We start from the raw sequence: 18619 nt of genomic DNA on the forward strand, positions 1-18619 counted from the left end.
CGTCCGTTGCGTCCGCTACGCGGTGGTCGCCCGCATCGCGCGATATTCCCGCCGCACGATTTCCATCAGCTCCGCCACCGACGTATTCGCGCTGCGCTGCTCATACGTCACGCGTCCGCGTTGCATCAGGATGATGCGATCGGCGATATCGAGCGTCTGCGCGTAGTTGTGCATGATCATGATGATCGGCAGGCCGCCTTTCTCCTTCAGACGCAAGACGAGATCAATGATGAGCGCAGCCTCGCGTGCGCCCATGGCGGCGAGCGGTTCGTCGAGCAACAGAATCTTCGCGTTGGAATTGACGGCGCGCGCCACCGCGATAGCTTGACGTTGGCCGCCCGAAAGACGCTCCACGGGCAGATCGACGGAAGGCACATGCACGCCGATATCGTCGAGACATTGCGCGGCGCGCTCGCGCATCTGCTTGTGATCGAGCAGACGAAACGGGCCCGGCTTCACGATCTCGCGATTCAGGAACATGTTGTGATAGATGCTCAGCGAATTCGCGAGCGCGAGATCCTGATACACACATTCGATACCGAGCGAACGCGCATGATCGACCGAGCGCAGCAAGGTTTCTTCACCGTGTATCTCGAGCTTGCCATCGGTCTGCTGATGGTAGCCCGTGAGTATCTTGACGAGCGTGGACTTGCCCGCGCCGTTGTCGCCCAGCACGCCAAGAATTTCGCCGGAGCCGAGCGAGAACGACACGCCATCGAGCGCCGTCACCGCGCCGAAGCGCTTGACGAGGTTGTCGCCACGCAGCGCATAGCTCGCCGGGGCGGTTTGCAAAACATCGCTCATACCCGGCCTCCCTTGCGGCGAACGCGGCCGATATGGATGTTGAAGATCATCGCGGCGAGAATGGCGGCGCCCAGAATGATGTTGAACGTGAACGCGTTGATGCCGATGAGCGTAAAGCCATCGTTCAGAATGCCCAGCACGGCCGCGCCGATGAGCCCGCCCACGATGGTGCCCGAGCCGCCGGTCAGTGGGGTGCCGCCGATCACGGCCGCCGCGACGGCCAGAAACATGATCTGGTTGCCGCCTGCTTGCGGGTCGATGGACGTAATGCGGTAGCCCTCGAGAATACCCGTGAAGCCCGCGAGCACTGCGGCGAGAACGAAGTTTCCGAGCCGCAGGCGGTTCACCTGAATTCCGGCCTCGCTCGCGCCAATGGCGTTCGCGCCGGCCGCCTGCGTATGCAGTCCCCATCGCGTATGACGTAACAGCACGTGCATGACGAAGCCTATCGCCACCGTCCAGATGATCTCGCTATAGCCCCATCCGCCCATCACGGCAGCGAAGCCCGGTTCGCCCGGCGTGGCCACCGGCGTGCCACGTGAAAGCGTCAACGTGATGCCGTTGATGAGAAACAGCGTGCCGAGCGTGGTGACGAATGAAGGCAGGCGCAGCCATACCGTCACCGCGCCATTCACGAAGCCGATGATCGCCGCCGCGACGAGTCCCGCGATCACCGCGAGCCACATGGGCGCGCCCGCGTCGTTGGCGAACACCATCATGAACGGCGCGAAGGCGAACACCATGCCCGCCGACAGATCGATGTCGCCGCCGATCATCAGCATCACTTCGCCGAACGCGATGATCGCCACCGGCGCGATGAACTGCGAGAGGTTGACGAGACTCGCGTTGCTCAAAAGGAAGTCGTGATTGATGACCTGAAAGTACGCGCACAACAGCACGGCCACGAGCAGGATGCGCAACTCCGCCGCCCAGTTAGACAACAAGGCCCCGCGCGGCCGTGGAACGCGCGCGGGAGCTTGTGTCTTCTGCGGTTCGTTGACCGCGTTCATCATGATTTGATCGCGCCGTTCATCGGCACGATCTGCGGCTTGGTCGACTTGCCTTCATAGCGCGTCGACGTGTTGAGATACGGCTCGACCGTGCCCTTGGTGACGAACTTCAGGCCCGTGTTGATGTTGGCCGGCCCGACGAGTCCACCGGAAGCCAGGAACGTGAACGCTTCCACGACCGTATAAAAGCCCTGCACATAAGGCTGCTGGTCGATGGTGAAATCGAGGAAGCCTTCGTGAATCAACTGGACGGTCTGGGGCAACAGATCGAAGCCGCCGCCGTGCACGCCCTTCGACGGCAGGTTGGACTCCTTCATCACTTGCGCCACGCCTTGCGTGCTGCCTGCATCGACCGCGAACATGCCTTTCAGATCTTGATGGCCGAGATAAAACGCCTTGATCTTCGAAAGCTCTTCGTTAACCGTGGCGCCGGTGGCGACCGTCTGAACGTCGATCTTCTTGCCGGACTTCTTGATCGCGTCGCTCGCGCCATCGAGGCGCGGCTGGATGTTCAACTGTCCCGGCGTCGCGATGAAAAGCGCCACCAGGCCGCTGTCGACGAGACTCGCAATACGCTCGCCCATCTGATAGCCAGAGAGATACAAGTCCTGCCCGATGTACGCGAGGCGCGGGCTCGTCTTGCCGCGCGGCGCATCGGCGTTATAGGCGAACACGGCGATGCCCGCATCGAGCGCGGCCTGGATGGGCTTGTCGAAGGCGGTCGGATCGACGATAGGAACGGCGATGGCATCCGCCTTGGCCGCGATGGCGGAATTCACCGCGCGCACCATTTCGCCTGCATCCGAAGTGGCGGAGCCCGTCCACTGATAATCCATGCCGAGCAGCGAACAGGCGTCCTGAATGCCGTATTGCGTTGGCACGAAGAAAGGATTCGTGGTCACGTGATTGACGAACACGATCTTCCATTTCTTGTGCTGCGGAAATGCGGTTTCCGCGGCCTGCGCCGACGAGATCAATCCGCCCGCGCCGCCGGCCGCGCCGAGAAGCGACAGCGCTGCTCCCAGACCCGCACCCTGCATGAGGCCGCGACGGCCGTTGTTGATCGTGCTCTTGTTGTCTTCCGCGTCTTTTGAATCATGCGCCATGTCTTCCTCCTAGCCCTTTCTCGTTGGTCGATGGGTCGACTGATCGTCGATCATGTTCAGATAGTGAGTGGTGCGGGTTTGCGTCAAATGATGGGATGCTCGTGCAGCTCCGACGTTGTTCTATTTCTTCGATTCATCGCGCTCTCAGGTTCGGCGTGGTGAAGCTCGAAGCACTCGGTTTGCTTCGCTGCAGCATTGCCTCTCGCCGAATTAGCCAAACTATATGCAGCGTTCACGCACGTTTCGATTAGCGTTTTCCCGGTAAGATGAGGCGCAATAGTCATGCTATTTCCAGCATCTCTCAAAGAGTGGGTAAAAGACATGGATGAGCCAAAACGTAAGCTTCGATCGGCCGCCTGGTTCGGCACCGCGGACAAGAACGGCTTCATGTATCGAAGCTGGATGAAGAACCAGGGCATTCCCGATCACGAGTTCGAAGGCAAGCCAATCATCGGCATATGTAATACGTGGTCCGAACTAACGCCGTGCAATGCGCACTTCCGCAAGCTCGCCGAGCACGTGAAGCGCGGCGTATTCGAGGCGGGCGGTTTTCCCGTCGAGTTTCCGGTGTTTTCGAATGGCGAATCGAACCTGCGTCCCACGGCCATGTTCACACGCAATCTCGCGAGCATGGATGTCGAGGAAGCCATTCGCGGCAATCCGGTCGATGCGGTCGTGCTGCTCGTCGGTTGCGACAAGACCACGCCCGCGCTTCTGATGGGCGCGGCGAGTTGCGACGTGCCGGCCATCGTCGTGTCAGGCGGGCCGATGTTGAACGGCAAGCATCACGGACGCGACATCGGCTCGGGCACGGTCGTGTGGCAGCTGAGCGAGCAAGTGAAGGCGGGCAAGATATCGATTCACGAATTCATGTCGGCGGAAGCGGGCATGTCGCGTTCGGCGGGCACCTGCAACACCATGGGCACCGCATCGACCATGGCGTGCATGGCCGAAGCGCTCGGCGTGACCTTGCCGCACAACGCCGCGATTCCTGCCGTCGATGCACGCCGCTATGTGCTCGCGCATTTGTCCGGCATGCGTATCGTCACCATGGCGCTCGAAGACTTGCGACTGTCGAAGCTCCTCACGCGTGGAGCATTCGAGAACGCCATCCGCGCGAACGCGGCCATTGGCGGTTCGACCAATGCGGCCATTCACTTGAAGGCGATTGCGGGGCGCATTGGCGTCGATCTACAACTCGACGACTGGACGCGCGTCGGACGCGGCACGCCCACGCTCGTCGACCTTCAGCCATCGGGCCGCTTTCTGATGGAGGAGTTTTATTACGCGGGCGGCTTGCCTGCGGTGCTGCGGCGCCTTGGCGAAGCGAATTTGCTGCCGCATCCAAACGCGCTCACCGCGAATGGCCACACGATCTGGGAGAACTGCAAGGAAGCGCCGCTCTATAACGACGAAGTCATCCGGCCGCTCGACAAACCGCTCGTGGTAGACGGCGGCCTGTGCGTGCTGCGCGGCAATCTCGCGCCGAATGGCGCGGTGCTGAAGCCGTCGGCGGCGACGGCGTCGTTACTCAAGCATCGCGGGCGCGCGGTCGTGTTCGAAAACTTCGACGACTACAAGCAGAGAATTGCCGATCCCGAACTCGAGGTCACGAAAGACTCCGTGCTCGTGATGAAGAACTGTGGACCGAAGGGTTATCCGGGCATGGCTGAAGTCGGCAACATGGGTTTGCCGCCCAAGATTCTCGCGCAAGGCGTGACCGACATGGTGCGCGTATCCGATGCTCGCATGAGCGGCACCGCTTATGGCACCGTCGTGCTGCACGTTGCACCGGAAGCGCGCGCGGGCGGTCCGCTGGCTATCGTGCGCAACGGCGACTGGATCGAGCTCGATGCCATGCAAGGCGTGCTGCGTATCGATATCGACGAAGCGGAGATCAACACTCGGCTCGCAGCATGGAAGGCGGCGAAGACCGAGACGCCCGCGGACCAGAGCGGTTATCGCAAGCTCTATGTCGATCATGTGCTGCAAGCCGACGAAGGCTGTGACTTCGACTTTCTCGTGGGCTGCCGGGGCGCGGAGGTGCCGCGTCACTCGCACTAGACACGAAGCGCACCGAACTATTTTGATTTCTCGTTGACAACGCGAATTTCGGCGCACTAGTATCGACTCCATTCCTTACGGCCCGACAACGATGTCCGCCTGAGGACCCGGCGTAGAAGCCCCCTGACGAACCGTGCGTTCGTCAGGGGGCTTTTTTTTGTCTGTTTTCCTGGAGAACCTCAATGTTGCCAAAGCCGTCTGGCTGGATGCGTCTGGCCCTGCTTGCAGGACTTGGTCTCTCGTCGCTTGCTGCCAGCGCGGCAGACCCCGTGAAAATCGGCTTGCTCGAAGATGCTTCGGGCAACTTTGCGCTTGCGACCATCCCGAAGATCCACGCGACGCAACTCGCCGTCGATGAAATCAACGCAAAGGGCGGCGTTCTCGGGCGCCCCATCACGTTGATCGCGTATGACACGCAGTCCGACAATACGAAGTTCCAGGAGCTTGCACGGCGGCTCGTTCAGACCGACAAACCCGACGTGATTTTCGGCGCGTTTTCCAGCGCGTCGCGCGAGGCCATTCGTCCGATCATGGATCGCGCCAAGCAACTTTATTTCTACGATAACCAGTACGAAGGCGGCGTCTGCGACAGCACCACATTCGTCACGGGCGCCGTTCCCGAACAGCAGTTCTCGACCTTGCTGCCGTGGATGATGCAGAAGTTCGGCAAGAAGGTGTACACCATCGCGGCCGACTATAACTTCGGCCAGATCTCGGCGGAATGGGTGCGCAATATCGTCAAGGAAAATGGCGGCACGATGGTCGGCGAGGAATTCATTCCGCTTTCTGTTTCGCAGTTCGGCCAGACCATTCAGAACATTCAGAAGGCCAAGCCCGACTTCGTCGTGACCTTGCTGGTGGGCGCCAATCAGGCTTCTTATTACGAGCAGCAAGCGTCCGCGCATCTGAACTTGCCGATGGCGAGTTCGGTCAACGTGGGCCAGGCCTACGAGCACAAGCGCTTCAAACCGCCTGCGCTCAAGGACATGTACGTGACGGCGAATTATGTCGAGGAAGTCGATACCCCCGCGAGCAACGACTTCAAGAAGCGCTTCCACGCCAAGTTCCCGAACGAGCCGTATATCAACCAGGAAGCGGCCAACGCTTACGACGCCATCTATCTGTACAAGGCGGCGGCTGAAAAGGCCAAGACCACTGATCAGGCGGCGGTGCAAAAGGCGCTGGAAAGCGGCATTTGCACGGAAGGCGCGCAGGGCAAGGTGTGTATCGATCCGAAGAGCCACCACGTGAGCCACACGATCTACCTCGTGCATGTGAAGGACGATCACTCGGTCGACATTCCGAAAGTATGGGACGACGTGCAGCCTTACTGGCTCGGCAAGGTCGGCTGCGATCTGCCGAACAAGCCGGATCATCGTCAGTACACGCCGACGAATCTGCCGAAGAAGTCGTAAGTTGAGGAAACGGCGCGCCGCTCGTCACGAGCGAAACGCGCCGGCAACCTGGGTGACGCATTCATGGCCACGGTGTCCGTACTTTATTCGCTCGTTTATCAATTCGGCGACAGCTTCGCTTATCTCGTGCTCGCAGCGCTCGGTCTTGCCGTGATCTTCGGCATGATGGGGGTGATCAATCTTGCGCATGGCGAGTTCATCATGTGCGGCGCGTATGTGACGATCATCGCGGCGAAGCGCGGCGTGCCCTTACCGCTCGCGATGCTGCTCGGCGCGATCGCCGCTGCGATAGCGGGCGTCGTCATCGAACGTCTGGTGATACGTCATCTCTACGACCGTCTCTTCGATTCGGTGGTCGCGACGTGGGCCATCAGCCTTATCGTGCAACAGACCATGCTGCTGGTCGCCGGGCCGTCGATAGAAGGCATCGGCACGCCGTTCGGATCGTTCTATGTCGGCGAATACTCGTTCTCGGTGTATCGCGCCGTCCTGCCGGTGATCGCGCTCGTGATTCTGTTCGCGTTGTACCTCCTGTTCTTCAAGACCAACTATGGCGTCTGCGCACGGGCCACCATACAGAACGCGAACATCGCGCAATGTCTCGGCTTGCGCACGGACCGGCTCTACACGCTGACCTTCGCGCTCGGCGCGGGGCTCGCGGGGCTGACTGGCGCGCTCTATGCACCGACCATGACCGCCGTGCCCACGATGGGCAGCAACTTCATCGTGCAAGCGTTCGTCTCGGTGGTGGTCGGCGGCGCCAACGTCATTGCGGGCACCACGCCTGCCGCTGCCGTGCTCGCGGTGATACAGACGGCGCTCACTGCATCGTATGGTCAGTTGTTCGGGCAGATCGGCTTGCTGGTGACGGTGATCGTCGTCATCCGGCTGATGCCGCAAGGCCTCGGCAATCTGTTCACCCGCTTGCGTTAGGAGCCTCGTGTGAACAAATCAATCGCATTGAAGTGTCTGCCGTGGCTCGTCGCATTTTGCTTGCCGATGGTGATCGACGCCACCGCAAGCGGCAATCTCGCCTACTGTCTCGTGTGGGCTTTCAGCGCGGTCGGACTTGCGGCGATGTGGGGCCACGGCGGCATTCTCTCGTTCGGACAGACCGCGTTCTTCGGGCTTTCAGGCTATACGTATGGCGTCTTTACGCTCAACTTCGGCGACTACTGGTATCAGTCGTGGCTCGGCGTGATCGTCGGCTTGCTGGTGAGCGTCGTGGTGGCCGCGTTGATCGGCTACATGATCTTCTACGGGCGCATCAAGGGTGTGTTCATCGGCATCGTGACCTTGTCGGTCACGCTCGTGCTCGAAACGTTCATGGCGCAGACGGCGGGGCCGCAATGGACCATAGGACAGGCGCCGCTCAACGGCTACAACGGCATGGGCGGCATGCCGCAGCTCACCATTCCGTGGCCCGGCGGCACGCTCACGCTGGAGAACGCGAGCTTCTATTACCTCGTGCTGGTATTGCTGCTGATCGTGTATGCGATCACTAAACGCCTGCTCGACGGAACCTTCGGACTCACGCTCGTCGCGATCCGCGAGAACCCGCAGCGCGCGGAAATGCTGGGCGTGGATATCCGCCGGCATCAGTGGATGATCTTCGTATTCGGCTCCACGCTCGGCGGCCTGTCCGGTGCGCTCTATACGATCTGGGGGTCCTATATCACGCCATCGACGATGGGACTCACCGCAGCCGCAATGCCCGTCATCTGGGTGGCTACCGCGGGCAGGCAGAGCATCGGCGGCGCGATCATCGGCACTGCATTCCTCGTGTGGCTCTCGCAGAACCTCGCGGTGTACGGCAGCCAGTACGCGCTCATTCTGATGGGTGCGATCCTGCTGATCGTCGTGCTCGCGGCGCCCGAGGGCTTGCTGCCATCGTCGGCGAAGTTGCTGCGACGACTCTTCGAACGCGACCGGACGCATTCGCATGGCGCGATCAATGCGCACAAGGAGAGCAAATCTTGACGGCCTTACTCGAAACGCGCGCGCTCAAGAAGCACTTCGGCGGCGCGCACGTGATCAACGGTATCGACTTTCAGATCGATGCGGGCGAGATACGTTGCGTGATCGGTCCCAATGGCGCGGGCAAGAGCACGTTCTTCAAGCTCATTACCGGTGAACATAAACCATCGGACGGCAGCGTGTATTTTCTCGGCCGTGACATGAACCATGTGTTGCCGCATGAGCGCATACGCATGGGCATGAGCATCAAGTTTCAGATACCCGGCGTGTTCCCGGACCTCACCGTGCGCCAGCATCTGCAACTGTCGCTGCATCGCGCGAAAGATGACAGGCCCGAGAGCATCGACGAACTCTTGCAACGCTTCTTGCTGGCGCAGGAAGAGCATGTACCGGCGCGCAATCTTTCGCACGGCAAGAAGCAATGGCTTGAAATAGCGATGGCCGTATCGCTGCGCCCGAAGCTACTCTTTCTCGATGAACCCGTGGCCGGCATGTCGGTGGAAGAGACGCACGCGACCGGCGAACTCATCAAGCAACTACGCGACGATGGTCTCACGATGATGGTCGTCGAACACGACATGACCTTCGTGAAGCAGATCGCAACGCGCGTGAGCGTGCTGCACGGCGGACGCCTTCTCGCCGATGGTCCGCTCGATGAAATCCTCGCGCGCGACGATGTTGCCGAGGTTTATCTGGGGAAGAAGCAATGAGCGCCTTCTTCGAGGTATCGGGCGTGGAAGGCGGCTATGGCGGCGGACGCGTGTTGAATAGCGTGTCCTTCGGCATAGAACGCGGCGAAGTGCTCGCAATGATCGGCCGCAACGGCGTGGGCAAGACCACGTTGATGCGCGCGTTGATCGGACTCGTGCCGTTGAGCGCGGGAAGCATTGCGCTCGATGGCGTCGAGCTCGGGCATGCGAAGCCTTACGTGCGAGCGCAGCAAGGCATCGGTTATGTGCCGCAAGGGCGCGAGATATTCGGCATGTTGACCGTGGCCGAGAATCTGCAGGTCGGTGCACAGGCCAATCGCGCGCAGGCTGCCGAGATGAAGGCGAAAGTCGTCGAGTACTTTCCGATTCTCAAGGCGCGTTACCGGCAAAAGGCGGGCACCATGAGCGGCGGCGAACAACAGCAACTGGCGATTGCGCGCGCGTTGATCAGCGCGCCCAAGGTGTTGTTGCTCGATGAGCCGTCCGAGGGCATTCAACCGTCGATCGTCACGCTCATCGGCGACACCATTCAACGGATTGCGCGGGAGGCGCGTATCGGCGTATTGCTGGTCGAGCAGGACATGGGCATGGTGGAGCGCATTGCGTCGCGCTGCTGCGTGATGGACAAGGGCCGCATAGTCGATACCCCGAGCCCGGCGCAACTCGGAGACGAACAACTGATTCGCCAGTATCTGGCACTGTGAAGGAGCATCGGACATGAAATGGCTTGAAGATTCGATCATGATGAAACGTGGCGTCGGCGCGAGCCGCGAGCCGGTTGAGCACCATCTCACGGAAGAGTTGCAGCAGACATTCCACTACACCATCGGTCCTTATTCGCAACCGGTGCTGCATGTGAAACCGGGCGACCGTATCGTAGTTGAAACGCGCGATGCCTTCGAAGGCAAGATCAAGGAAGAGACCGACAAGCCATCCGAACTGCTGACTGTGCCGTTTCTCAATCCGCAGAACGGACCCGTCATGATAGAAGGCGCGGAGAAGGGCGACGTGGTGGCCGTGTACATCGAAAAGATGTCGCCGCGCGGTGACGACCCGCACGGCTTCTGCTGCATGATCCCCAACTTCGGCGGCCTCACGGGCACGGACTACACGGCGCTTCTCAACGAGCCGCTGCCCGAGATCGTGCGCAAGATCAAGATCGACGAAGAGAACGTCTATTGGAGCAAGCGCAATACGTTGCCGTACAAGCCGCATATCGGCACCTTGAGTCTTTCGCCGGAGATCGACTCCATCAACTCGCTCACGCCGGATTCGCACGGCGGCAACATGGATGTGCCCGACATGGGGCCAGGCAGCATCACCTACTTGCCGGTGCGCTCGCCAGGCGGACGGCTTTTTATCGGCGATGCACACGCCTGCCAGGGCGATGGCGAAGTGTGCGGCACGGCGGTGGAGTATCGAAGCACGACGACGGTGCGCGTCGATCTCATCAAGGGCTGGAAGATCGATTGGCCGCGACTCGAAAACGAAGACGCGCTGATGAGTATCGGTAGTGCGCGTCCGTTGGAAGACGCCACACGCATTGCGTACCGTGAGCTCGTGTTGTGGATGGCCGCCGAATATGGCTTCGACAAGTGGGATGCATATATGATGCTGAGTCAGGTAGGCAAGGTTCGGCTCGGCAACTTCGTCGATCCGAAATACACGGTGGGCGCCATGGTCGCGAAGCGCTACCTGAAATAACACTCAAATAAAGGCGTGCGACGCTCGAGTTCACGCGTTGCGCGTCCGTACATTTCCGGTGAGCGTGTCACGCTATGGCTTTGTCCGATCCCATCAAAGTGGGCCTGCTTTCTTCCACGAGCGGCGCGACTGCACTGCTCGAACGTTCGCAATGGCGCGGGGCGGCGCTTGCAATGGCCGAGATCAACGCGTGCGGTGGCATTGGCGGGCGCGAACTCGTGGCGGTTCATTACGATCCCGCGTCCGACCCGGCGGCATTCAGAGAGCGGGCGGAACGGCTCATCATGAAAGACGGCGTGAACGTGATCTTCGGCGGTTATACGTCCACGAGCCGCAAGGCCATGTTGCCGGTGGTCGAGAAGCACAATCGTCTGCTCATTTATTCGCAGCAGTATGAAGGCTTCGAGTATTCGGACAACATCATTTATAGCGGGGCATCGCCGAATCAGAATGGCGTGCAGTTGGCCGACTTCATGACGGAGACGTTCGGTGCGCGTGTGTATATGGTCGGCTCGCGCTATGTCTATCCGTATGAGTGCAACCGCACGATGCAGGAGTTGCTGTTGCAGCATCCGGAAGGCGCGATTCTCGGTGAACGTTATCTTCCGCTCGATGTATCGCGCGAGCCGTTCGCCGAAGTCATCGCGGACATCAAACGCAAATCGCCCGACTGGATTTTTTGCACGCTGATCGGCGCCACGGTGCCGTATCTCTACGAAGCCTATGCGCGCGCCGGCCTCGATCCCGCGGTGATGCCCATTGCCAGCCTCAACACGTCCGAGACCGAGATTCATGCAATGGAACGAGGAATCGCACAAGGACACTACACGGCCGCGCCTTATTTTCAAAGCATCGATACGCCGGAGAATCACGCCGCCGTGCGTCATCATCAGACGCGCTTTGGCGCCGATACACCCACCGATATGAACTGGGAGGCTGCGTACTATCAGATGCACATGTTCGCCGAAGCCTGCGCGCGCGCGGGCTCGGACGAGATCGGCACGATCATGCCGCATCTGCTCGGCGCGGAGTATGCGGCACCGCAGGGACGCGTGCGTATCGACCCGGTGAATCATCATATGGCGTTGTATCCGCGTATTGGCCGCGCGAATGAAGACGGTCACTTCAGCGTGTTGCGCGAGTCGAAGATCGCGGTCGCGCCCGATCCTTATATGACGCACCAGACGCTCGGCGATTGGGTGACCAAGCTGAGCTTGCGGGACTACTGACGTGAGCACGCGAGGCGACAGAGGACAGCGCAGTCTGACCGGCTCCATTCTGGAGCGCAGTCCGCGCGTGATCGTCGTGCATCCGGACGATGACGACGGCCTCACGTTGACGAGCCATTTGCGACGCATTGGCTTCGAGGTCGAACGCGTATGGCCGCCCACGGATGTGCTGCCCGATCACGTGGATCTCGTGTTTCGGGCGTTGCGGCCCGACGAACGCGCGCCGCAGGACGAATGGCTCGGTCCCGACGCGCCGCCGCTCATCTGCGTCATCGGCTACGAGAACCCGACGTTTATCGATCAGGCCATCAAGATGGGATCGGACGGCATCATCACCACGCCCATACGCGCGTCAGGCTTGTTGTCGGCCATCGTCATGGCGCTCTATCACGCACGACGCGCGCGTCAACATACGCAGCGTATTGCGAAGCTCGAACAGAAGCTGCTCGACAGTCGGCATTTGAGCGAGGCGAAGAGCATCCTCATGCTCATGCATCAGATCAGCGAGAGTCAGGCTTACGACATGCTCAGGGCGCAGGCGATGGAAAAGCGCGTGACTATCGACGATATCTGTCACTCGGTCATTCAAGCGGGCGAAGTGCTGCAGCTCAAACGCTGCGCCGCGCCCGGAGAGGAAAGTTAGGCACAGGAGCCACGGACATGGACTTGCAACTCAAGGGATTGAAAGCGATCGTCACGGGCGGGACCAAGGGCATTGGCCTGGCCATTGCACAGACGCTGGCGAAGGAGGGCGCGGATGTCGCCATCTGTGCGCGCGATGCGGCAAGCGTGGCAAGCACGGCGGATGCGCTCGCGGAACTGAGCGGTGCGCGTTCGCTGGGCGCAGCCGTCGATGTCGCCGACGGCGCGGCGCTCGAGACCTGGGTGCAAAGCGTTGGAGAGGACTGGGGCGGTATCGATATCATCGTCGCCAATGTGAGCGCGCTCGCTATCGGCAACGACATCGAATCGTGGCGCAAGGAGTTCGAGACCGACTTGCTCGGCACAGTTCATCTCGTCCATTCCTCCATGCCCTACCTCGAAAAGAGCGCGGCTGCATCTATCGTGGCCATTTCCAGCGTGTCGGGACGCGAGATCGATTTCGCGGCGGGACCGTATGGCGTTTTCAAGGCGGCGCTCGTTCACTACATGCAGGGGCTTGCGAATCAGCTTGCCGGGAAGGGCATTCGCGCGAACACGGTGTCGCCCGGCAATGTGTACTTCGAAGGCGGCGTGTGGGACTGGATCGAGCATAACGATCCCGAGCTCTTCGCCAAGGCGCTCGCGTTGAACCCGACCGGACGCATGGCAAAGCCGCAGGAGATCGCGAATGCCGTTGCGTTCATCGCGAGTCCGGCGGCAAGTTTCGTGAGCGGCGCCAACTTCGTCGTCGATGGCGCGCTCACTCGCGGCGTGCAGCTTTGAGCGGCACAGCGGCCCTTACATTGGGTTCGCGGCGACGAAGTTCTTGAACGCCGTGTACTTCGGCTTGATGGTCCTGCCGTCGTTCTGCATCAGGCCGTAGGGACCTTCGCCGCCCACCGGGTCGTCATAGAGCTCGTAAGTCTGGATGGACTGGATGTTGTATTGCCTCGCGAGCAGCACGAACTCCGCCATCATAAGGTTGCCGACCAGATAGTTCGCGGTTTGCGTGTCCGTGCCATAGCTCGGACGCACACCGAATTCGTTGATCCAGATGGGCTTATTGAACTGGGCGAGCGCCGCGAGCACGTTGTGGCATCCGGTGCCGCCGCAAGCGTTCACGATGTCGCCCTGATCCGAATACCAGTGCCATGCGGTGATGTCCCAGCTCACGATGGGGTGATTCGTGGTGCCGTCGGGTTGCGTGCCGTTGGCGAGCATCTGATCGAAGCCGTAGTGCATCCACGCGCCGCCGCCCATGACGATCTTGCCCGCCGTATCGACGGACTTCACGCCCGCGATCATGCCGCGGATCACGCCGCGTGCAATCTGAAACTTCGCGTTGTCGTAGTGCTGCGGATAGATGCCGTCCACGTTCCCGGTGAGGCATAGCGCTTCGAGCTCGTTGCTGACTTCATAGTACGGATAGCGATATGCGGCCGCCGTCTGCTGACCGAGCGTGAAGGCCGCGTTATAGGCATCGGCTTCGCTGCTGTAGTTCAGGTCCATCAGCATGACGGGGTAAACGGTCACGCCGCCTGCGGCCATCGTCGTTGCGATGCCGGCGAGCTTGGTCGCACCATACGCGCTGAACACTTCGTTGCGATACATCTTCACGCCTAGATCCTGCAACTGCGAGAGTTGCAGCGCGGGGCTCGATATGTCGTAGGCGCCGCCTTCGTTGTTGTGGCCGTTCGCGCCATAGAAGATCGATTGCACGGTCACGGGTGTGACGGGCGTGACGATCGTGCCGGAAGCGGGGGAGCCTGATGACGCCGGAGGGTTGTTTGCAACGGGCGGGACAATGGGCGTTACGGGCGTTACGGGCGCTGCGGGCGCCGTGGGCGCGATGACGGTCGTGTCGTTGCTGCTGGTCGAGTTGCTGCCGCTGACCGTATGCGCGGACGACGTCGTGTCGCTCGTGGATGCCGTCGTCGTCGTGGTGGTCGCGGCCGAAGCCGATGCAGCGCCGCTTTGGGTCGTGGTCGTGGTTGTAGTCGTCGCTGCGGAGCCGGACGAGTTAGTGCCTGCCGCCGAGGTGCTCGACGCTTCCTTTGCATCGCCTCCGCCACCGCCGCCGCCACACGCCGCGAGAACGAGGCTCGCGGCGAGCGCTGCTGCAAGCTTGATCGCGCTTGGCGCGGTAAAACGGGTTGCAGAGAAAAGAGGCGCGGTCTTCATAACGATACAGAATCCCTTAAAGAAGGCGTGATCATCCGCACGGACCAGACGCAACGGAAGTTAGTCGTCCGTATAAACGCAAATCCGAGGACGAACGAAACCGTCCGACACGAAGATCGGTGCTGGACCACTAAAGCGGTATCACGTCAGCCTGCGTCTTCCACGACGCGCGGCCCTGGGCGGCGAGCGTCGGACAATCGTTTGCCTCGAAGCTCGCATTTGAGAAAAGCTTGAAAAGTCTCTTGAACCGATGTTGCAAGAACGACCGATCGTCCTATAAGCATCGCTGCAACAAGTACGTTATCGGCGCGGCAGTGGCGAACTTTAGGCATTCAGGGAACGATGACAACGAAGTTCATCACGCCGGTTTCAAAGTCCAAAAAAACCAAACCCCGCTGGGCCATCGGCCGAACGGGGTTTCGTCGTTGCACTTGCTCATTGCTCACTTCCTGACCATTGCGCTCAGGCCTGCATTACGGCTACAGCGGGAAAACGTGCTGCGCTTTGTTGCGATAAAGATAACGCGTTGGTTTCAGACAACTTCTGTTTGCAACTGCTTCAAGCGAACCTTGGCTTGGCTGCGCTTCGGTCAAGGTAGGTAGGTGAGGCCGTGTGTTCAGCACTCGCCGGGTCCGCTTTCGTGCGGTGCGTTGATCAGCACCACGGAACAAAGTTTAATGCTTGTGCTCGCCTTTCAATCGGTGAAGGTGATGCCTTTTCGACTTTCTGTTCAGCGCATATGCGGCACTCAAGTCCAGCGAGATACGGCCGTCTGATCGACGCCGCGCAACTAACCGCCGAATCCTGGTGCCCCGGCCTTCGCTGACGCCATCCTAGGGACAACCCGCATTGTTCTGACGGCCGTTTGATTGATACCTTCCAAATCATACGTATGATCTAGAGACATAGAAAAATGCCGACTTTGCATAGTCAAGTGCTCAACGAGATGGGCGAACAGATTTGCTCCGGCAAATTCGCGCCCGGCGACATCCTGCCCGCCGAGACAGAACTCGCGGAGCAGATGCAGGTGAGCCGCATCACTATCCGCGAGACGATGAAGTCGTTGTCGGCGAAGGGCATGCTTCAGGTGCGCCGCCGCCACGGCACCATCGTGCTGCCGCGCGCGCAGTGGCAGCTTTTCGATCCCGACGTCATCACGTGGCGCGCACGCGCAGGCGCAATCGACGACGCGCTCATTCAGGACCTGATGGAGTTGCGGCTCATCATTGAACCGAATGCCGCGAAGCTCGCCGCGAAACGGGCGACCGCGCAGGACCGCAAGGACATTCGACGCGCATTCAAGGCAATGGAGCGGGCTGTCGCGGGCCAGGGCGAATACGTTCCCGCCGACCTTGCTTTTCACGGCGCGATTCTCACCGCTTGCCATAACCAGTTCATCCAGCAGATGCAGAACGCGCTGTCGGCCATCCTGCGCACGAGCTTCGAATTGAGCTCGGAGATCGCGGGCGGTCCCGCGCGTTCGTTGCCGATGCACGAAGCGCTCTGCGTCGCAATCGAACAGGGCGATACCGCCGCCGCCGAGCGCGCGGTGCTTACGCTCATCGAGCGGGCGGAGAAGGACTTCGACGATCGCGCCGCGATGACGCGCACGCTCAACGACAAACCGCTTTGAACCTGCAACGCGAAACGATTCAACCGAGGACTTACGCATGACACAGTTGTTCGACTTGAGCGGCCGCACCGCGCTCGTAACGGGATCGGCGCGCGGCATCGGCTTTGCGCTGGCGGAAGGCCTGGCGCAAGCGGGCGCGGGCATCATCGTGAACGGCACGCAGGCCGATACCGTCGATGAAGCCGTGCGCCGTCTGCGCGAACGGGGCGCCACGGCGCAAGGCCGTGCATTCGATGTCACCGACGAAACCGCGGTCGCCGCCGCCTTCGAGGCGTGGGACGCCGAAGGCGTCGAGGTCGATATCCTCGTGAATAACGCGGGCATCCAGTTTCGCAAGCCGCTCGTCGAACTCGCGCTCGCGGACTGGCAACGCGTGATCGACACCAATCTCACGAGCGCGTTCATCGTCGCGAAGGAAGCGGCGCGGCGCATGATCGCGCGCGGCAAGGGTGGCAAGGTCATCAACATCGGGTCGCTGACGAGCGAAGGCGCGCGCGCCACCGTCGCGCCTTATACGGCGGCCAAGGGCGGGGTGAAGATGCTCACGCGCGCCATGAGCGCCGAATGGGCCGCGTTCGATATTCAGGCGAACGCCATCGGCCCTGGCTACATCCTCACCGACATGAATCAGGCGCTCGTCGATAACGTGCAGTTCGACGCATGGGTCAAGGCGAGCAATCCGTCGCAACGCTGGGGCAAGCCCGAGGAACTCGTCGGCACGGCGGTGTATCTCGCGTCGCCTGCATCGAGCTATGTGAACGGCCAGATCATTTATGTCGATGGCGGTTGGCTCGCCGTGCTTTGAAGTATCACCATGAATCTTGGAGACAACATGGATAGCGTCAAAACGGTGGCACCGCAAAGATGGTGGTATCTCATGCCCATCATCTTCATCACATACAGTCTTGCGTATTTGGATCGCGCGAATTACGGCTTCGCGGCTGCGGCGGGCATCGACCGCGATCTCGGCATCACGCATGCGACGTCGTCGCTCATCGGCTCGCTGTTCTTTCTTGGATACTGCTTGTTTCAAGTGCCCGGCGCGATCTACGCGCAAAAGAACAGCGTCAAGAAACTCATCTTCATCAGCCTCGTGCTCTGGGGCGTGTGCGCCGCGTTGACGGGCATGGTGAGCAATATCCCGATGCTGATGGTGCTGCGCTTCGTGCTCGGCATCGTCGAGGCGGCGGTGATGCCTTCCATGCTCATGTACATCAGCCGCTGGTTCACGCGCACCGAACGCTCGCGCGCGAACACGTTCCTCATTCTCGGCAACCCCGTGACGGTGCTGTGGATGTCGGTGGTTTCGGGCTATCTCGTGAAGAGCTTCGGCTGGCGCGAGATGTTCATCATCGAAGGCGTGCCGGCTATTGCATGGGCCGTGGTGTGGTGGTTCACGGTGAAGGACCGTCCCTCCGAAGTCACCTGGATGAGCGACGCCGAGAAAGCCGAACTGCAAGCGCGTCTCGTCTCGGAACAGGCGCACATCGCACCCGTGCGCGATTACAAGTCGGCGTTTCGGTCGTCCATCGTGCTCAAGTGCTGCGCTATCCACGCGCTGTGGAGTATCGGCGTGTACGGCTTCATCATGTGGCTGCCGTCCATCCTGAAGGCGGCCTCGACCATCGACATCGTGTCGGTCGGCTGGCTCGCGGCGGTGCCTTATCTCGCGGCCATCATCCTGATGCTGCTGGCATCGTGGCTCTCCGACAAGACGCGTAATCGCAAGCTCTTCGTGTGGCCGCTGCTGCTGATCGGAACGATCGCGTTCGTCGGCTCCTATCTCGTCGGCAGCTCCAACTTCTGGCTCTCGTTCGGCTTGCTCGTGATCGCGGGTGGCACCATGTACGCGCCCTACGGACCGTTCTTCGCGCTCGTGCCGGAACTCATTCCGAGCAACGTGCTTGGCGGGGCGATCGGACTCATCAATGCGTGCGGCGCACTCGGCGCGTTCTGCGGTTCGTGGGTCGTCGGCTATCTGAATGGCGCGACGGGCAGTCCGTCCGCATCGTATGTGTTCATGGCTGCGGCGCTCTTCGCTTCGGTCGTGCTGATGATGCTCGTGCCCGCCACCACCGGTGAACGTTCCACGCCCAAGGGAGGCGCGGGCAAGTCCACGCCTTCCGTTCTTGCAAAGTAACCTC

17 protein-coding genes are annotated in these 18619 nt (G+C 60.8%); 13 read left to right on the forward strand and 4 right to left on the reverse strand.

What is annotated here, in order from left to right; all coding sequences use genetic code 11:
• Positions 1-15: 15 nt before the first annotated feature.
• From NCR98_RS20600 to NCR98_RS20610, 3 genes are read right to left on the reverse strand one after another with little or no spacing between them, the layout of a single operon-like run.
• Positions 16-804 carry an ATP-binding cassette domain-containing protein gene (locus NCR98_RS20600; RefSeq protein ID WP_250527115.1) on the reverse strand — a complete coding sequence of 263 codons (789 nt, stop codon included), beginning with the start codon at positions 802-804 and terminating at the stop codon, positions 16-18.
• Positions 801-1814, reverse strand: a complete 1014-nt coding sequence (locus NCR98_RS20605) for an ABC transporter permease (RefSeq protein ID WP_244831930.1) — start codon at positions 1812-1814, stop codon at positions 801-803. Before NCR98_RS20605 ends, NCR98_RS20600 begins: the two co-directional genes overlap by 4 nt.
• Positions 1814-2920 (reverse strand): sugar ABC transporter substrate-binding protein, encoded by a 1107-nt coding sequence (locus tag NCR98_RS20610; RefSeq protein ID WP_244831070.1) that lies wholly within the window; start codon positions 2918-2920, stop codon positions 1814-1816. The genes NCR98_RS20605 and NCR98_RS20610 overlap by 1 nt, the downstream gene beginning before the upstream one ends.
• A gap of 321 nt (positions 2921-3241) precedes the next feature.
• Between NCR98_RS20610 and NCR98_RS20615 the strand changes: the two genes are divergently transcribed.
• The 10 genes from NCR98_RS20615 to NCR98_RS20660 all read left to right on the forward strand — a co-directional run bounded on the left by NCR98_RS20615 (position 3242) and on the right by NCR98_RS20660 (position 13444).
• Entirely contained in the window at positions 3242-4984 is a 1743-nt protein-coding gene (locus tag NCR98_RS20615) for an IlvD/Edd family dehydratase (RefSeq protein ID WP_250527116.1), read from the forward strand.
• A gap of 182 nt (positions 4985-5166) precedes the next feature.
• Complete coding sequence (locus NCR98_RS20620) at positions 5167-6399, forward strand: urea ABC transporter substrate-binding protein (RefSeq protein ID WP_250527117.1); 1233 nt, start codon at positions 5167-5169, stop codon at positions 6397-6399.
• Between the two features lie 63 nt (positions 6400-6462).
• Positions 6463-7332 carry an ABC transporter permease subunit gene (locus NCR98_RS20625; protein ID WP_244831073.1) on the forward strand — a complete coding sequence of 290 codons (870 nt, stop codon included), beginning with the start codon at positions 6463-6465 and terminating at the stop codon, positions 7330-7332.
• A gap of 66 nt (positions 7333-7398) precedes the next feature.
• Positions 7399-8379 (forward strand): branched-chain amino acid ABC transporter permease, encoded by a 981-nt coding sequence (locus NCR98_RS20630; RefSeq protein WP_250511420.1) that lies wholly within the window; start codon positions 7399-7401, stop codon positions 8377-8379.
• Positions 8376-9086 (forward strand): ABC transporter ATP-binding protein, encoded by a 711-nt coding sequence (locus NCR98_RS20635; protein ID WP_250493837.1) that lies wholly within the window; start codon positions 8376-8378, stop codon positions 9084-9086. The genes NCR98_RS20630 and NCR98_RS20635 overlap by 4 nt, the downstream gene beginning before the upstream one ends.
• Positions 9083-9790 carry an ABC transporter ATP-binding protein gene (locus NCR98_RS20640; RefSeq protein ID WP_250527118.1) on the forward strand — a complete coding sequence of 236 codons (708 nt, stop codon included), beginning with the start codon at positions 9083-9085 and terminating at the stop codon, positions 9788-9790. The genes NCR98_RS20635 and NCR98_RS20640 overlap by 4 nt, the downstream gene beginning before the upstream one ends.
• Before the next feature lie 13 nt (positions 9791-9803).
• Positions 9804-10790 carry an acetamidase/formamidase family protein gene (locus NCR98_RS20645; RefSeq protein WP_250467791.1) on the forward strand — a complete coding sequence of 329 codons (987 nt, stop codon included), beginning with the start codon at positions 9804-9806 and terminating at the stop codon, positions 10788-10790.
• A gap of 74 nt (positions 10791-10864) precedes the next feature.
• Positions 10865-12019: a transporter substrate-binding domain-containing protein gene (locus NCR98_RS20650; RefSeq protein ID WP_250527119.1), complete on the forward strand. Its 1155-nt coding sequence runs from the start codon at positions 10865-10867 to the stop codon at positions 12017-12019.
• Between the two features lies 1 nt (position 12020).
• Complete coding sequence (locus NCR98_RS20655; protein WP_244831078.1) at positions 12021-12662, forward strand: ANTAR domain-containing response regulator; 642 nt, start codon at positions 12021-12023, stop codon at positions 12660-12662.
• Positions 12663-12679: 17 nt separating this feature from the next.
• Positions 12680-13444 carry an SDR family NAD(P)-dependent oxidoreductase gene (locus NCR98_RS20660; protein ID WP_250527120.1) on the forward strand — a complete coding sequence of 255 codons (765 nt, stop codon included), beginning with the start codon at positions 12680-12682 and terminating at the stop codon, positions 13442-13444.
• Between the two features lie 15 nt (positions 13445-13459).
• Here the strand turns inward: NCR98_RS20660 and NCR98_RS20665 are convergent, their stop codons facing one another.
• Positions 13460-14842, reverse strand: coding sequence for a hypothetical protein (locus NCR98_RS20665; protein ID WP_250527121.1), 1383 nt, complete (start codon positions 14840-14842; stop codon positions 13460-13462).
• 913 nt (positions 14843-15755) lie between these two features.
• Between NCR98_RS20665 and NCR98_RS20670 the strand changes: the two genes are divergently transcribed.
• Genes NCR98_RS20670 through NCR98_RS20680 form a run of 3 tightly spaced genes read left to right on the forward strand, consistent with a single transcriptional unit; the run spans position 15756 to position 18615 of the window.
• Positions 15756-16475: a FadR/GntR family transcriptional regulator gene (locus NCR98_RS20670; RefSeq protein WP_244831081.1), complete on the forward strand. Its 720-nt coding sequence runs from the start codon at positions 15756-15758 to the stop codon at positions 16473-16475.
• Between the two features lie 37 nt (positions 16476-16512).
• Complete coding sequence (locus NCR98_RS20675; protein WP_250527122.1) at positions 16513-17280, forward strand: SDR family oxidoreductase; 768 nt, start codon at positions 16513-16515, stop codon at positions 17278-17280.
• Between the two features lie 27 nt (positions 17281-17307).
• Positions 17308-18615: an MFS transporter gene (locus NCR98_RS20680; protein WP_244831083.1), complete on the forward strand. Its 1308-nt coding sequence runs from the start codon at positions 17308-17310 to the stop codon at positions 18613-18615.
• The last annotated feature ends 4 nt before the right edge of the window (positions 18616-18619 follow it).

It is taken from the genome of Caballeronia sp. GAWG2-1 (assembly GCF_023631405.1).
Classification (GTDB): Bacteria; Pseudomonadota; Gammaproteobacteria; order Burkholderiales; family Burkholderiaceae; genus Caballeronia.

Coding starts and splice junctions, on each gene's coding strand:
- NCR98_RS20600 (WP_250527115.1), bottom strand. CDS start 804: ATGAGCGATGTTTTGCAAACCGCCCCGGCGAGCTATGCGCTGCGTGGC.
- NCR98_RS20605 (WP_244831930.1), bottom strand. CDS start 1,814: ATGAACGCGGTCAACGAACCGCAGAAGACACAAGCTCCCGCGCGCGTT.
- NCR98_RS20610 (WP_244831070.1), bottom strand. CDS start 2,920: ATGGCGCATGATTCAAAAGACGCGGAAGACAACAAGAGCACGATCAAC.
- NCR98_RS20615 (WP_250527116.1), top strand. CDS start 3,242: ATGGATGAGCCAAAACGTAAGCTTCGATCGGCCGCCTGGTTCGGCACC.
- NCR98_RS20620 (WP_250527117.1), top strand. CDS start 5,167: ATGTTGCCAAAGCCGTCTGGCTGGATGCGTCTGGCCCTGCTTGCAGGA.
- NCR98_RS20625 (WP_244831073.1), top strand. CDS start 6,463: ATGGCCACGGTGTCCGTACTTTATTCGCTCGTTTATCAATTCGGCGAC.
- NCR98_RS20630 (WP_250511420.1), top strand. CDS start 7,399: ATGGTGATCGACGCCACCGCAAGCGGCAATCTCGCCTACTGTCTCGTG.
- NCR98_RS20640 (WP_250527118.1), top strand. CDS start 9,083: ATGAGCGCCTTCTTCGAGGTATCGGGCGTGGAAGGCGGCTATGGCGGC.
- NCR98_RS20645 (WP_250467791.1), top strand. CDS start 9,804: ATGAAATGGCTTGAAGATTCGATCATGATGAAACGTGGCGTCGGCGCG.
- NCR98_RS20650 (WP_250527119.1), top strand. CDS start 10,865: ATGGCTTTGTCCGATCCCATCAAAGTGGGCCTGCTTTCTTCCACGAGC.
- NCR98_RS20660 (WP_250527120.1), top strand. CDS start 12,680: ATGGACTTGCAACTCAAGGGATTGAAAGCGATCGTCACGGGCGGGACC.
- NCR98_RS20665 (WP_250527121.1), bottom strand. CDS start 14,842: ATGAAGACCGCGCCTCTTTTCTCTGCAACCCGTTTTACCGCGCCAAGC.
- NCR98_RS20670 (WP_244831081.1), top strand. CDS start 15,756: ATGCCGACTTTGCATAGTCAAGTGCTCAACGAGATGGGCGAACAGATT.
- NCR98_RS20675 (WP_250527122.1), top strand. CDS start 16,513: ATGACACAGTTGTTCGACTTGAGCGGCCGCACCGCGCTCGTAACGGGA.
- NCR98_RS20680 (WP_244831083.1), top strand. CDS start 17,308: ATGGATAGCGTCAAAACGGTGGCACCGCAAAGATGGTGGTATCTCATG.